Raw genomic sequence first — 15,288 nt, forward strand, 5'->3', positions numbered from 1 at the left:
TTCCTCCCCCCTGAAACCGTTATATCTGATCTCTGCATGTGAGCAGCTTAGTTCATTGCTAATACAAAGCGAGGGATCGAAATGTTCAAGAATATGAAACTTGGAATGAAACTCGGCATGGCTTTCGGGCTGCTTATTCTGATTATCGCCGTACTGGGTTCAGTGGCGATGCTGAACATGTCAAGGGTTAAAACGGAGTCGCTCAAGCTCTCCGAGGAATATGTGCCGGAAGTGGATCTGGCAGGGAAGATTGAAAGGACAAATGCCTCCGTCATGCTGAATATGCGTACATATCAGTATTCTAAAAACGAAGAGGATTATAAGAAGGCACAGCAGGGCTTTACCGAGCTGAAAAGGTACATAGCCGATGCGCAGGCTCTGGCAGGCAGATCCAAGAACCTTAAGGCTCTGAACGCGGAAGCGGAGAGTGTGCTCAACGCTGCCAATGAATACGAGGCTCTGGCGAAGTCCACTGATGAGATAAACAGAGCAATACTCGGAACTCTGAATAAAATGGGCACAGCCGCAGCAGCTTTTATGCAGAACTCCGAGTCCTTTCTGTATGAGCAGGAAAGGGAGCTTCTCAGCGAAATAAGAAGCGGACTGAGCGCAGACAAGCTGGCTGAAAGAAGCAGCAAAGTTTCCATGATGAACAGTATTGTAATAGACGGCAACTTCATACGCATCGAGGTATGGAAGGCGCAGTCGACCGGGGATATAGAGGCTCTTAAGGGGACGTTTGCTAAATTTGCCGAAATCGAAGAAGTGCTGAACAAAATGACATCCGTCACCCGCAGGCAGAACAACCTGAACCAGCTTGCAGGCATTAAAAAAGCGCTGGAAGATTATGAAAAGGGCATGCAGGAGCTTGTCAGCGCATGGGAAGAGTCAAACAGGCTCGGAGAGAAACGCGGCGCTACTGCCGCAAAACTCCTTGAAGGCGCACAGACTATAGCCGTTGCGGGCATGACCCAGACATCGGAGATAGCCAATCAGGCGGTATCTGTTCTCAATGCTTCTTCGTTTACCGTTATGACCGGACTGATAATCTCGCTTGTCATAGGTGTTATTCTTGCGGTAGTAATGACAAGGATGATCACCAGACCGCTTTTCATGGGAGTCGAGTTTGCCAGACAGGTTGCGGCTGGTAATCTTGATGCGCATATAGACCTCAGCAGCAGGGATGAGATAGGGCAGCTCGCCGCCGCACTCAGAGATATGATAAGCAAGCTGAGAGAGATAGTCTCGGATGTGAAGAATTCATCCGAAAACGTTTCCTCCGGCAGCGAACAGCTCAGCAGTTCCGCTCAGGAAATGTCGCAGGGCGCAACCGAACAGGCGGCAGCGGCGGAAGAGGCTTCCAGCTCAATGGAAGAGATGACCTCTAACATCAACCAGAACGCCGACAACGCCCTCCAGACCGAGAAAATAGCCCGCAAGGCGGCTGACGATGCCAAACAGGGCGGAAGCGCCGTGGCACTCACTGTAAAAGCCATGAAGGATATAGCAGGCAAGATCTCAATCATTGAAGAGATAGCCCGTCAGACAAACCTCCTTGCACTCAACGCCGCCATAGAGGCCGCAAGGGCAGGGGAACACGGAAAAGGCTTCGCCGTGGTGGCAAGTGAGGTTCGCAAGCTCGCCGAACGCTCACAGGAAGCGGCAGGAGAGATAAGTGAGCTCTCCATCAGCAGTGTAGAGGTCGCCGAACGCGCGGGATCACTCCTTGAGCAGATACTGCCCGACATACAGAAAACAGCGGAGCTTGTGCAGGAGATAACCGCCTCCAGCACGGAACAGAGAACAGGAGCCGAGCAGATCAACAGCGCAATTCAGCAGCTTGATCAGGTTATACAGAGAAACGCCGGAGCCTCCGAAGAGATGGCGTCCACGGCGGAAGAGCTTGCCAGTCAGGCGGAAGCGCTTCAGCAAGCCGTTGCCTTCTTCAAGATGAGCGGCGGTTCATCCGCAGACAGCGGCTACAGATCGAAACCGTCCGGAGGACGCAGACAGGGGAGACCCTCTGCTCTGCCCTTAAACAGGGAACCGAAGGCAAAAAGCACTTCAAAAGGTGTGAGTCTTAATCTTCATGAAGATAACGACAAGCTTGACGAAGAGTTTGTGAGTTACTGACATGAACGTTATATAGAAAAAAGCCCGCTCCGCGGATGCAGTATTCTCCGGAGCGGGTTAATATTAAAGGTGAAGTATGTCTTCAAATTTTGATGTTTTCCGCCAGAATCTTTCATCTGCGGAGTTTGAGAGAATAAAGCATTTTATTGAAAATCACTGCGGAATCAAACTCCCGCCCACAAAAAAGCAGATGGTCGAGGGACGCTTAAGAAAACGGCTGAGAAAACACGGCTTCACCAACTATGAGGAATATCTCAACTTTGTTTTCAGCTCCGGCGAAGGAGAGGAGGAGATAGTCAGCCTCATTGATGTGCTTACCACCAACAAAACGGACTTCTACCGTGAACCCGGTCATTTTGAATACATGCGGGACAGGGTTCTTCCTTATCTGCTGAAGGATAACGACAGCGCTAAGGTCAAGGTCTGGAGCGCAGGCTGTTCCAGCGGTGAGGAACCGTACACCGTTTCCATGGAGCTGCACGGCTTTTTTGAGAGCATTAAAGGCTGGAATTTTGAAATTCTCGCAACGGATATTTCCACGGAGGTGCTGAGAAAAGCGTGCACCGCTATCTATGATGAGGAGAAAATAGCCTCCCTTCCTTTTGAAATCAAAAAAAAGTTTTTTCTGAAATCCAAGGACAAAAACGACTGCAAGGTGCGTCTGAAGCCGTTTATAAGAAAATCGGTGAAGTTTGCGCGGCTTAATCTTATGGATGAAAAGTTTTCCCATGATAAGGATTACGATATAATATTCTGCCGTAATGTTATAATATATTTTGACAGAGAAACTCAGGAGAAAATCCTGAGCAGGCTCGTGAGTCATCTGAAGCCGGGAAGGTTTCTTTTTCTCGGACATTCGGAGACAATACACGGGATGAATCTTGATGTGGAAACAGTCGCACCTACAGTTTACAGAAAATTATGACTCCGGAATAAAACCTTTGATCAAAAATATTTATCTGAAGCCTTGTGAAATGTACCTTGATAAGGAACCTGCGGTGGTCAGCACTGTTTTGGGTTCGTGCGTTTCCGTGGTGATGTTTTGGTCTGCGGTGAGGATCGGTGGCATGTGCCATGCCATGCTCCCGTCCGCCAATTTCTGCGTTGTCGGTGAAGGAGCGTCTTATACCAATAAATTCGTTGACGCTTCAATATCTTACATGCACAGTCGCTTCTATGCGTGGGGGGCTTTTCCTTCGGATATAGAGGTAAAGGTTTTCGGCGGCGCGGATATGTTCCGCACCGAATCGGGTACAATGAAGAGAGAGACCATAGGCGCAAAGAATATTCAGGCGGCTTTTACAAAACTTGCCAGCCTTGGCTATAGAATCACCGCGCAGGATGTGGGCGGAGATATGGGCAGAAAGCTCTATTTTTATTCCTCAGAAGGGCGCGTTTTTATGAAAAATCTTAGGAATACAGTAAACGCAGGTTGATAATATGGGTCTGAAGGTTCTTGTTGTAGATGATTCAGCCGTTGTCAGACAGACTCTCACTGAGATTCTTTCATCGGATCCTGAAATAAGCGAGGTCGCTTCCTGTCAGGATCCCTTTTACGCAGCGGAGAAGATGAAGCATTTTATTCCGGATGTCATAACTCTGGATGTGGAGATGCCCCGCATGGACGGCATCACTTTTCTCAAAAAGCTTATGTCACAGCATCCCATTCCGGTGGTGATGTGCTCAAGCCTTACTGTTGATAACTCCCAGACGCTGATGAAGGCAATGGAATACGGTGCTGTGGATGTTATCCAGAAACCGAAATCCGGCACAAAGGCGTTTCTGGAGGAATCCAAAATCCTCATCTGTGATGCGGTTAAGGCTGCCGCGAAGGCTTCGGTCAGGAAAATATCCGCGTCCTCATATACTGTTCAGCCTAAGTTTACGGCGGATGTCATAATGCCTAAGAGCACCAACAAGGCGATGATGGAAACCACAGAGAAGGTTATCCTTGTGGGCGCTTCCACAGGCGGAACCGAGGCTCTTACCGTCTTTCTCACGGCTATGCCGCTTGATTCGCCGGGGATAGTGATAGTTCAGCACATGCCCGAAAACTTCACCGCCTCCTTTGCCCAAAGGCTGGACTCCCTCTGCAAAATAAGCGTGAAGGAAGCCGAGAACGGAGATACTGTTCTGTCCGGCAGGGCGCTCATTGCCCCGGGCAACAGACACATGCTGATCAAGAGAAGCGGAGCCAGATACTTTGCCGAAATAAAGGAAGGACCTCTGGTCAGCAGACACAGACCCTCCGTTGACGTGCTTTTCCGCTCCGGAGCCAGATACGTCGGCTCAAACGCGGTTGCCGTCATTATGACCGGAATGGGGGATGACGGAGCCAAGGGGCTTCTTGAACTCAAGGAGGTGGGAGCCTACACAATAGCGCAGGATGAAGCAACAAGCATTGTTTTCGGAATGCCGAAGGTCGCAATCGAGCTGGGAGCCGCCCAGAAAATTCTCCCGCTGGGGAGCATAGCTCCGTTTGTTGTCTCATATTGCAGAAGCTGAGACAGGAGCGGATAGTATGAACACCGGCTACATTCATGAAATAATAGGTATTCTCACGGCGTCCGTCGCAGTGATGTTCATGTTTATGTACCTTTACATTAACGAAAAGAACGACTACCTGAAAATTTGGGGCTACAGCTGGTTTTTTAACACTCTCAGATATATGGTGCAGTTAATCATCTGCATTCAGGGTGAGACTGCTGTTCTGGTTTTCCTCAAGCTCAGCTTTGTGCTCGCCGGGGCAGTGCTCCTGATTATGGGCGCTCATATGCTGATAGACAGAAAGAAGCCCCGTTTCATAGTTCCTGCGTCGCTTGCCGCGGAAGCAGTTCTGCTGGTGGCTGTGTTCGCCGGAGTTAACTTCTACACGGCGGATACGGCGGTTTTCATACTTTCATCCGCCTCGTTCATATACACTGGCGTGATTATAATTATATCAAAATCGTTTTCGGGTTTCGGAAAAAATATCACGGGAATCTCCCTGATCCTCTGGGGGATTCATAAGCAGAGCTATCCGCTGCTGGAACAGAGCGCAAGGGAGGGTACTGTGAATATACAGTATTTCTCTGCCGGTTTTCAGCTTGCCGCGTTTTTCACATTCACTGTTTCTGTGGGTGTAATCATCATGCACTTTGAAAAAGTGAAAAAGCTGGAGAGGCACCTCTCCGTTATTCTGGACAAGCTGAGCAGCGCAGGCAGCTCAGCCTATTACAGCTTCAGCTTCAGACCACGCCCTTCCGTGGAGGTGCTCAGTGCCAACGCCTCAAAGCTCATGGGATTCAGCGGGGATGAAAACAGAAACTCGGAAATAATTACCCGTATTGCCGATTATGAGAGAAGAAGGGCGAAAGCGGAAAATTCAGCCGACATGGAATCGCTGCCTTTTACCGATTCGGAAGGGAGGCTGAGGTGGCTGGAGTTTTACAACATGGCGGAATATGCCTCGGACGGGAGCTTTTCAGGGCTTACCGGTTTTGTGTTTGATGTTTCGGAAAAATACATGAAATTCAGGGAAAGCCTCAACCGGATGGAATGGTATGAGGGCATGTTCCGGCTTTCCGGCGCTCCCATGCTTTTCATAAACATAAACACTCTTATGATAGAGGACGCTAACCGCGCCGCCGAAATCTTTTTCGGAACAGGCGTGGGGATGATGAAAAACCGTGCCCTTTCCGATTCTTTTTTCAGGGAAAATCCTTTCTCCTCAGAATTTCTCAGGAAAATAGAAACCGAAGGACAGGGGAAAATGCAGTGTACCCTGAAAAGTGAAAAGGATGTCACCAAGGATTTCCTCCTTCTTTGTGCCAAGGTGCGTTTCAGGGAGATGGAATATATTTTCGCGGTCATAATGGATAAAAGCAACGAAAAATACCTGACAAACCGCCTGTTCAGCCTTGAGAGCATACATAAGGCTCTTCTTAACGCCATGGACGAAGGGGTGACTGTTTTCAACGGAGCGATGAATATAACCTTTATGAACAACTCAGCGGCGCGGATTCTGAAATATGTGCCTTCCGCCCAGCCTGAAAATATCAGGGATATGCTTCTGCCCGGAGCAGAAGGGGAGGAATCGTCCATACTGGAGGCGGTGGCTAAAAACAGAGGAATACACAGAGGTGAGACCTCCTTCCGAAACAGCGGCGGAAGTGTTATTCCCGTTGCCTACAGCATCAATAAAATTGAGCACGATTCATATGACAACGGCGGTGTGCTTGTTTTCAGAGATATTACGGAAGAGCGGAATATAAAGGACGGACTCATAGCCGGACTGGAGGAGAAGAATTTTCTTATAAGAGAGATACACCACAGGGTCAAAAACAATCTCCAGATAGTCAGCAGCCTTCTCAGCATTCAGAGCGAGTATCTGAATGACGAAAAGGCGGTAAGCTATTTCAAAAACAGCATACAGCGAATAAAATCCATGGCGATAATACATGAAATGCTTTACAGGGGAGACAGCGCACAGGGGCTTGACTTCCGAGCGTATATAACAAGGCTTGTCGGGGAAATAGCCATGACATATATCTCGGTCTGCCCCGTTTATGTGGATGTGGACTGCTGCGAGATGCGGCTTAATCTGGACGAATCCATAGCCATAAGCCTGCTCATAACAGAGATAATCACTAACTGTTATAAGCACGCATTCAGTAAAAACTCTGTTGATGCACGCATAAATATACGTGTATGCTTTACTGATGACGGAAAAAGAGAGGTCCGCATATCTGACAACGGAACAGGGATAAATGACGCTGAAAGCTTTAGAAGCTCAGATACCCTTGGCTCACAGATAATTACGTCTCTTTCAGCTCAGCTTGCCGGAGATTTGCGGATCGAAAATAACGGCGGAACTGCTTTTATTTTGAAATTTTAACCTGATCTTTGTTAAAATTGCTATGAGCAAAAGGAATTATTATGGGAAAGATACTGATAGTTGAAGACGAGGCTCTTATAGCAATGGATATAAAGTCGAAGCTCCTGAGCTTCGGCTACTCTGAAATCGTGTACGCGGTGAGACCGGAAGACGCGATGAAGGAGATAGAGAAGGAAGTACCCTCCCTTGTCCTCATGGATATAAATCTTAAGTCTGATCTGGACGGCATTGATCTTGCGGGAATCATAAACACAGCTTACAGAATCCCTATCGTGTTTCTTACAAGCTATTCGGATATAAGCACAATGGACAGAGCCAGCGAGGCGGCCCCATATGGGTATATAGTCAAGCCTGTGGATACTCAGTCCCTTTATTCCGTTGTGTCCATGGCGATCAGAAGAGCTGCTGTGGAGCGCAATCTTGTGGAGCAGAACGGGCTTTTCGAGGCAGTGCTTGAAAACTCCGCGGAAGGCATAGTCGTTGCGGACGAGACACTGAAAATAAAATACTTCAACCACATCTTCATGGAAATTTTCGGCATAGAAAGAGGCGATATATACGGGGAAGACGTTGACAGAGTGATCACCGACATTGAACCTTCGCTCAGGGGTTTTGTGCCCGCTGTGCTTGAGGGCAGGGAGAGCAGCGCCAGAAGGCTTGATATTCTCCGGAACGGCAAACAGAAAACGGTTTTCATGAATATCTCCTCATTCAGTCTGGATGGGGAAACCACAAGATACCTTTTCATTTTTTCCGACTTAAGCGAGCTGGAAAGAATGAAGAACGAGCTGGACACCACCGCCAGAAATTTTGACGAGATTTTTGAGAAAAGCCGTGATGCTCTCGTGCTGCTTAAAATACCCGAGCACACTGTATCAGACCTGAACCCCGCCGCTGAAAAGATGTTCGGCTTCAGAAAAATGGAGATGCTGGGCAAGGTTCCGGAGGAGCTGATCCGTGTTCTGGCGGTGAGCGGCTGTATTCTGGGGGATTCAGGACAGGATGAAGCGGTATGCGTTATGACACGCCTCACCGGTGAAACGTTCACCTTCCTTGCAAATTCCCAGAGACTCAGTATCGGAGGCACGGAATATCTTTATCTCTCCCTGAAAGATATAACCGAGGCGAAAAAGCTTGAAAAAAGAGAGCGTCAGTTACAGGAAAAACTCATACAAACCAATAAAATGACGGCGCTCGGAACTCTTGTGTCGGGCATTGCCCATGAAATAAACAACCCCAACAACTTCATAATGTTCAACAGCAAGATGATGCTGGATCTGTGGAAGGGTTTCAGCGCTGTTCTGGACAGGGTTTATGAGAGAGAAGGGGATTTCGAGATAGAAAACCTCCCTTACTCGGTTCTGCGGGAGGATATTCCGAAGCTTCTGGAAGGGATAGCCGGCGGTTCGGAGAGAATCAAGAAGATAGTTCATGAGCTCAAAACCTTCTCAAGGGGAGACACCGAGAACATGGACGACAGAATAAGCATTGACGAGGTTGTAGCCTCTGCGGTGAAGATTTTAAATCAGCATATACTCAGGTACACCGCCCACTTCTCAGCAGAAGTAGTTAAGCCTGTGCCTTATTTCAAAGGAAACAGGCAGAAGGTTGAACAGGTGCTTATCAACCTTATACTCAATGCCCTTGAGGCGCTCAAGGATAAAAACGGCGCAGTGAGGCTTGTCTGCTCTGCGGATGAGAGCGGAAATCTGAAAATATGCGTTTCGGATACCGGTGTGGGCATCCCCGGGGATATAATAAGAAGGATAACCGAACCCTTCTTCACCACAAAGCTCAAGGACGGCGGAACCGGACTGGGGCTTTCAATCGTTTATACTTATGTGAAGGAGCATAAAGGGGAGCTGGACTTTTTCTCAGAGCCGGAGAAAGGAACCTCTGTAACGGTGACATTTCCCGCACAGGGATGAGCGGGAGGAATTTTATGCTGAAATATGACGTTCCGATACTTCTCGTGGATGACGAGGAGGATATTCTTTTTTCGTACAATTTCGCTCTTAAAAGCGCCGGATATAAAAATATTACCGCTGCCTCCGGCGGCAAAAAGGCGATGGAAATTCTCGGACAAAGAGCGTTTGCTCTTGTGGTGCTGGATCTCTATATGCCCGAAGTGGACGGTAATGACATTCTGGATTTTATATCAATCAGGCATCCGGGCACTCCCGTAATAATCATTACCGCCGCGGACGATTCCCAGACAGCGGTAAACTGCCTCAAAAAGGGCGCGGACGACTATATCCTCAAACCCGTGGACAGTCTGCGCTTTATCACCACTATCAAAAATATTCTGGAAAAAGAAGAGCTTAAACGTCAGGTAGAGAGCTTTGCCGAGGCGGCGGAGGCATCTCACCTGAAATGTCCCGTGGACTTCGGCTCCATCGTCACCAAGGAAAGCAGCATGTACGCCGTATTCAAGTATATTGAGGCTGTGGCGGGCGGAATGCAGCCTGTTCTCATATGCGGTGAAACAGGCACAGGCAAGGAGCTCATGGCGGAAGCGGTGCACAAGGCGAGCAAGCGCAAAGGGGCGTTTGTACCCGTGAATGTGGCGGATGTGGACGACACTGTCTTTTCGGACACTCTCTTCGGTCACAGAAAGGGCGCCTTCACCGGAGCGGACAAGGTACGGCGGGGTCTTCTGCTGGAGGCATCCGGCGGAACGATTTTTCTGGACGAGGTGGGCGACATCTCGGAAAACTCTCAGATTAAGCTTCTCCGGTTCATTCAGGAAGGCACATTCCGTGCCATGGGCAGCGATACAGAGGACAAGGCGGACGTGCGCATCGTTCTTGCCACCAATGCCGACCTTGAAAAGAAGGTGGAGGACGGCAGGTTCAGAAAGGATCTTTATTACAGAATAGCCACACATAAAATCCACATGCCGCCGCTCAGGGATAGGAAAGGGGACATACCACTGCTGTTCGCGCATTTTTACAAACTGGCGGGCAAGGAGCTTGGCACCCCCGCCAAAACGTTTGAAAAAACGGCGGCAGGTGTTCTTTCATCTTACACTTTCCCCGGCAATATACGTGAGCTCCGCTCTATTGCCTACGACCTTGCGGCAATAAGCGGGGATATGCTCACCGCAGGTGAGGTCATTGCCTATCTGGAATCCACGGGAAGAAGCAGAGGAGCGGTAAGCACCGTCTCCCCGGGCGGCACACAGTTCACTTACTCCGGCAAGTTCCCTTCACTGAAGGATATGGAGGATATTTTAATCAGCGAGGCGCTGAAAATCAGCGGCGGAAACCAGAGCAAGGCGGCGGCGCTCCTTGGAATATCCAGACAGGCAATGAACAAAAGAGTCAAGGGCTGAGAAGAGCTGTTTTCATTTCCTACCAGTGATATAGGATTAAATCTGTCTTTTTAAATCTGTTGACACAGGAGAGAAAGAGGGGTATTGTTGACCTATGAGGTAAACAATTGGACTCGTTCATTGCAAGGGAAGGCGACTACGCCATACGTATTGTTGTTTATTTAGCCGAAAACGGCGGGATGAAAAAAGTGGAAGAAATAAGCGCAGCAATCGGGGTTCCCAAGCCCACAACTGCGAAAGTGATCAACAGACTTAAAAAAAGCGGTCTTATCACGACGCGCACGGGTAAAAACGGCGGCATTGAGGCTGCCCCCTCTGCTCTTGATTCCAGTCTCTATGATATTCTCAAATGTATGGGCGTTACGCTGGACATAAACGTGTGCGTCGCACATCCGTCCGCCTGTTCCAGAAAACCCTTCTGCCGCGTTACCCACAGGCTCGCCGAAATCCAGTCCGTAATGACGGAACAGCTTATGAACTCCAAAGTTAAAGACTTCATTTTTTAATTTTTTATACATGTCGCTGCTATAAAAAGGCAGCAGGAGGTTCTAAATGAATGAATACTCATATGACTACAGAACGGTGCAGGGGTTTATACTCTCTGCGATCTTCTGGGGAGTCATCGGGCTTGTCATCGGGCTTCTTATCTCCGTGCAGATGTGGAATGCCGATTTCAACTTCGGTGAATACTTCTCCTACGGAAGGCTGAGAACCATCCACACCAACGTCCTTGCCTACGGGCTGGGAATCGGCGCGGAGTTCGGTGTTTTCTACTATCTCACAATAAGGCTTACTAAGAGGAACCTTGTTCTCGGCAAGCTGGCCAGATTCCATCTCTGGCTGTTTAATGTCGGCATGGTTCTGGCTACTTTCACGCTTTTCATAGGCATGAACCAGTCACTTGAGTACGCCGAGTTTGAATGGCCCATCGACATAGCCATTGTTATTCTCTGGGTGATTTTCACCATTGTTATTCTCACCAACATTTTCAAAAGGAAAGAGGAGCATATGTATGTTTCACTCTGGTACATTATCGCAACACTTATTGCCGTTGCTATCCTGTATATTGTGAACAACCTGCATATCCCCGCTACGCTGACAAAATCTTACCACCTGTTCGCAGGGACAAACAGCGCGAACGTTGAATGGTGGTACGGACACAACGCCGTGGGCTTTCTTTTCACAACGCCCATACTTGCGATGTTCTATTATTTTCTTCCCAAAGCGACAGGACTCCCCCTCTACAGCCACAGACTTTCCATTATATCTTTCTGGTCGCTTATATTCGCCTACCTCTGGACAGGCGCACACCACCTTGTCTACACCCCCCTGCCCGACTGGATTCAGACTCTGGGCATAGTGTTCACGCTGTTCCTTATCGCTCCGTCATGGGGTTCCGTTATCAACGGCTACTTCACGGTTGACGCCGACTGGGGCAAGATGAGAACAAACTACCTCACTAAGTTTTTTGTACTAGGCATCACCTTCTACGGTCTCCAGACCATTCAGGGTCCCTCACAGGGGATCAGGGTGATAAGTTCGCTTATCCACTACACAGACTGGGTTCCCGGTCATGTTCACATGGGTACGATGGGCTGGGTCACTATGATAATCTGTGCCTCTGTATATGTGATCATTCCTCACATATACAATACAAAAATCTTCAGTGAAAAGGTGGCGAACATCCACTTCTGGCTTGTTCTTGTGGGACAGCTGATGTTCTCCATCACAATGTGGGTTACAGGCATTCAGCAGGGCGCTATGTGGAAAATGACAAACGCCGACGGCAGCCTTAAATATACCTTCATGGAAACTCTTGTGGGCAACTACCCCTACTGGCAGATGAGAACCGTAGCCGGAGTTATCTTTGTAGTGGGCATGCTGTTCTTTGTTTATAACGTATTCATGACTATCAGACAGGGGCAGGCGAAGGCTTCCCTTGCTGATGTGAAAGCGGCGTAGGGAGGTGCGGTGATGAGTCAGAAAAAAGATATTTACTCCAAAACCATACCGTTTGCGCTGATGGTAGCCGTGACAATCCTTATAGGTACTGTCGTGACTATGTTTGCGCCAATGTTTACCAAGGGCATGCACCCGAAGCTTGAAAACCTTCAGCCTTATACAATACTTCAGCTAGCCGGGCGTGATATTTACCAGAAAGAAGGCTGTGTAAACTGCCACACTCAGACAGTAAGACCCCTCAAGGCGGATGTTCTCCGTTACGGCGACTACTCAAAAGCGGGTGAATTCGCATACGATCGTCCGTTCCTCTGGGGCTCAAAACGCACTGGTCCCGACCTCGCCAGAATCGGCGGCAAATACCCCGATGAATGGCACATTCAGCATATGGAAAATCCTCAGGCATTCTTCCCGAAATCGAACATGCCTAAATACCCGTGGCTGAAAGATAAACTCCTCAATGTCAACGAGATGAAGGCTAGAATGAACGCCCTCGGCTTCCCTTACACTGAGGAAGACCTCGCACAGGCTGCGGAGTCAACAGAGCTTGACGCAATGGTAGCTTATCTCCAGATTATAGGTACGGCTGTTGAGAAGGAAGGCGCAATGGTTATAGAGGAGGATTCCGTTGAGGAAACCAATCCTCTCGCCGGAGACGCCGCTGCTCTTGAAGAAGGCAGAGCCCTGTACGCGGCGGAGTGCGCAGGCTGCCACGGTGTCAGCGCTGAGGGCAACATAGGCGCGTCCCTTGTGGATTACGCTGCGTCTGAGCCCGCTTCCAGAGATACTTACCTTGTGGTAGCCAACGGCTACGAAGGCGTGATGCCCGGTTTTGCCTCAACTTTCAGCAAGGAAAGGATATGGGCACTGGTTGAGTACATAGAATCTCTCGGTAAATAAGGAGAAGGTCATGCAGAAAGAAGAATTCGACAACTTTGAAAGCTTTAGCCGCAAGGACACGGAGCATAAGCTCCCCTTAGGCTGGCTTGTGCTTTTTTTCGGGCTGATTCTCTGGGGTGCGTACTATTTTGTTATGTATACTCCCTCAATCAGCGGCTGGACACAGGAAAAGGCATATCAGGAAAGTATAGAAAAGTAACCTGACATAAACAAAAACCCTTCGCCGCAGACGCTACACCCTGCGGCGGAGGGCATATAAAAAGGACGGATAAGCTGATGAAACCGGATGTACTGTCATTTCTGTTATACGGCATTCTCCTCTCCGCTGTTTTTGCGGGGCTGATCTTCTACTACTTTTCATCCAAACGCAAAGACAGGGTGGAAAAGCCGAAGTACAGAATGCTTGAAGACGACGACGAGCAGGATGAGAAAGAAGAGAATAAATGACCGCTGACTTGCAGTTCTACAGAAGGGCTGTGCGCTGGGGAGCGACACTGCTGTTTTTTGCTGTTCCCTTCGTGCGCCTGAATGATGAAAGCCTGCTGAGGTTCGATATAGAGACCCTCAGGCTGTTTTTTTTCGGGAAAGCAATATGGATAGAGGATTTTTTCCTGATTCTTCTGTTCATATTCGCGCTGACGTTTCTGTTCATATCCGTCACCCAGCTTTTCGGGCGGGTGTGGTGCGGGTGGCTCTGTCCGCAGACACTGATAGTCGACTTCACCAGAAAGATGGACAGAAAAAAGCAGACGATGCTTTCAAGGGCGGAAGGGCATATTTTCACAGCGGTTTTCAGCATACTGATCTCCGCCTGTATGATATGGTACTTCATATCACCATACGACTTTATAACTGATCTGGCAGGACTCAGGCTGGGCAGCGTCACCCTGTGGTTCTGGGGCGTGCTCTCGGTTATCACATATATAAACTTCGCGTTTTTCCGCCACGGCTTCTGCACCACTGTCTGTCCCTACGCCAAGCTTCAGGGGATTATGTTTGACGCGCACACCATGGCGATCACCATGCACCCCGAAAGGCGGGATGAGTGTATAAAGTGTCTCGCCTGCGTTAAAACCTGCCCCACAGGGATTGACATACGCCAAGGCTTCTCGCAGGGGTGCATCAACTGCGCCGAGTGCATTCAGGCATGCGGCAGAGTGATGGCGAAAAAGGGTAAAACATCGCTCATAGGCTATGTGTACGGTCTTGAGAACAAGCCTAAGTTTTTCAGGGCTAACGTGCTGATAACTGCGGGGCTGTTTCTGGTATTTACGGTTCTTTTCTCCGTGAGACTGCTGTTCAGCGATCCGTTCGGCTTTGAGGTTTATCCGGCTTCAAAGATTATGCCGAGGGAACAGGGGGGGCGGATAATAAACGCCTTCGATGTGAGGCTCACAAACCGCACAGGCAGCGAAATGAACATAAGACTCAGCCTTGAGGAAGCAGAAGGATACGAAATTCAGCCGGAGCGCCGCTTTGAGCTCGGCTCAGGTGAATCTGTAAGAAAAGAGATATACATTGTCCTGCCGGAGGCGGCTTTCGGGAAATATCCGGTGCGGACATTTAATTTAAAGGCGGAGACCGAAGGGGATAACCCTGCGTCCGTATTGGCGGAAGCCGGGTTCCGCAAACCCATAGGGAGGAAAAAATGAAAGTGACTCTTCTGATATTTCTGCTGGCGCTGATCACCATCGCTCCTTCAGTGGTAGTGGGTAAGAAGCTTTTTGACGGCAGAGTTGAGGACAACTCATACGAAAAAGGGCTCGTCTATGACGACATGCGGCACACAGTAATGGAAAAGGGACTGAAACTCACTGTGAAAAAAATCGAGCAGACGGATAAAAACGTCATGCTTGATTTCAGTCTCGGCGGAACCTGCAAGCCCGCCGATATAAAGGCGGAGATTGAAAGACCCGTGGGCGGCAGAACGCTTGAGGTAAAGCCGTCTGAGAGCGCCGAAGGCTATACTGCGTCTCTCCCCGCGCTGGAAAAAGGCTACCATATTCTTAAAGTGAGCTTTGCTGTTGACGGCAAAGAGGTAAGGCTCAAAAAGAACTTTTATATTAACTAATTTTCATTTCAGGAG

The 15,288-nt window shown here is 49.0% G+C and carries 14 protein-coding genes; all 14 read left to right on the forward strand.

Annotation, left to right across the window (positions count from 1 at the left end; translation table 11 throughout):
• Nucleotides 1-81 precede the first annotated feature (81 nt).
• Nucleotides 82-2,133: a HAMP domain-containing methyl-accepting chemotaxis protein gene (locus EP073_RS03315; protein ID WP_128465751.1), complete on the forward strand. Its 2,052-nt coding sequence runs from the start codon at nucleotides 82-84 to the stop codon at nucleotides 2,131-2,133.
• 76 nt (nucleotides 2,134-2,209) lie between these two features.
• Nucleotides 2,210-3,058 carry a CheR family methyltransferase gene (locus tag EP073_RS03320; RefSeq protein WP_128465752.1) on the forward strand — a complete coding sequence of 283 codons (849 nt, stop codon included), beginning with the start codon at nucleotides 2,210-2,212 and terminating at the stop codon, nucleotides 3,056-3,058.
• A 49-nt stretch (nucleotides 3,059-3,107) separates the two neighbouring features.
• On the forward strand, nucleotides 3,108-3,569 hold the full coding sequence (locus tag EP073_RS03325) for a chemotaxis protein CheD (protein WP_164885255.1): 462 nt from the start codon (nucleotides 3,108-3,110) through the stop codon (nucleotides 3,567-3,569).
• 4 nt (nucleotides 3,570-3,573) lie between these two features.
• Complete coding sequence (locus EP073_RS03330; RefSeq protein WP_128465754.1) at nucleotides 3,574-4,638, forward strand: protein-glutamate methylesterase/protein-glutamine glutaminase; 1,065 nt, start codon at nucleotides 3,574-3,576, stop codon at nucleotides 4,636-4,638.
• A 16-nt stretch (nucleotides 4,639-4,654) separates the two neighbouring features.
• Nucleotides 4,655-7,009, forward strand: a complete 2,355-nt coding sequence (locus EP073_RS03335) for a sensor histidine kinase (protein WP_128465755.1) — start codon at nucleotides 4,655-4,657, stop codon at nucleotides 7,007-7,009.
• A 41-nt stretch (nucleotides 7,010-7,050) separates the two neighbouring features.
• Nucleotides 7,051-8,937 (forward strand): ATP-binding protein, encoded by a 1,887-nt coding sequence (locus EP073_RS03340; protein ID WP_128465756.1) that lies wholly within the window; start codon nucleotides 7,051-7,053, stop codon nucleotides 8,935-8,937.
• A 14-nt stretch (nucleotides 8,938-8,951) separates the two neighbouring features.
• The gene (locus EP073_RS03345; RefSeq protein ID WP_164885256.1) at nucleotides 8,952-10,343 is read left to right on the forward strand and encodes a sigma-54-dependent transcriptional regulator; all 1,392 of its coding nucleotides are present in this window, start codon (nucleotides 8,952-8,954) and stop codon (nucleotides 10,341-10,343) included.
• A gap of 107 nt (nucleotides 10,344-10,450) precedes the next feature.
• Complete coding sequence (locus EP073_RS03350; protein ID WP_128465758.1) at nucleotides 10,451-10,849, forward strand: RrF2 family transcriptional regulator; 399 nt, start codon at nucleotides 10,451-10,453, stop codon at nucleotides 10,847-10,849.
• Between the two features lie 46 nt (nucleotides 10,850-10,895).
• Nucleotides 10,896-12,305 (forward strand): cbb3-type cytochrome c oxidase subunit I, encoded by a 1,410-nt coding sequence (locus EP073_RS03355; protein WP_128465759.1) that lies wholly within the window; start codon nucleotides 10,896-10,898, stop codon nucleotides 12,303-12,305.
• Between the two features lie 12 nt (nucleotides 12,306-12,317).
• Entirely contained in the window at nucleotides 12,318-13,202 is an 885-nt protein-coding gene (locus EP073_RS03360) for a cbb3-type cytochrome c oxidase subunit II (RefSeq protein WP_128465760.1), read from the forward strand.
• A gap of 10 nt (nucleotides 13,203-13,212) precedes the next feature.
• The gene (locus EP073_RS03365) at nucleotides 13,213-13,401 is read left to right on the forward strand and encodes a cbb3-type cytochrome c oxidase N-terminal domain-containing protein (RefSeq protein WP_128465761.1); all 189 of its coding nucleotides are present in this window, start codon (nucleotides 13,213-13,215) and stop codon (nucleotides 13,399-13,401) included.
• A gap of 77 nt (nucleotides 13,402-13,478) precedes the next feature.
• The gene (locus EP073_RS03370; protein WP_128465762.1) at nucleotides 13,479-13,649 is read left to right on the forward strand and encodes a CcoQ/FixQ family Cbb3-type cytochrome c oxidase assembly chaperone; all 171 of its coding nucleotides are present in this window, start codon (nucleotides 13,479-13,481) and stop codon (nucleotides 13,647-13,649) included.
• Entirely contained in the window at nucleotides 13,646-14,854 is a 1,209-nt protein-coding gene (locus EP073_RS03375) for a 4Fe-4S dicluster domain-containing protein (RefSeq protein ID WP_128465763.1), read from the forward strand. The genes EP073_RS03370 and EP073_RS03375 overlap by 4 nt, the downstream gene beginning before the upstream one ends.
• Nucleotides 14,851-15,273: a FixH family protein gene (locus EP073_RS03380; RefSeq protein WP_128465764.1), complete on the forward strand. Its 423-nt coding sequence runs from the start codon at nucleotides 14,851-14,853 to the stop codon at nucleotides 15,271-15,273. Before EP073_RS03375 ends, EP073_RS03380 begins: the two co-directional genes overlap by 4 nt.
• Nucleotides 15,274-15,288: the final 15 nt, after the last annotated feature.

Origin of the sequence: Geovibrio thiophilus, from assembly GCF_004087915.1 — a bacterium.
Lineage (GTDB): Bacteria > Chrysiogenota > Deferribacteres > Deferribacterales > Geovibrionaceae > Geovibrio > Geovibrio thiophilus.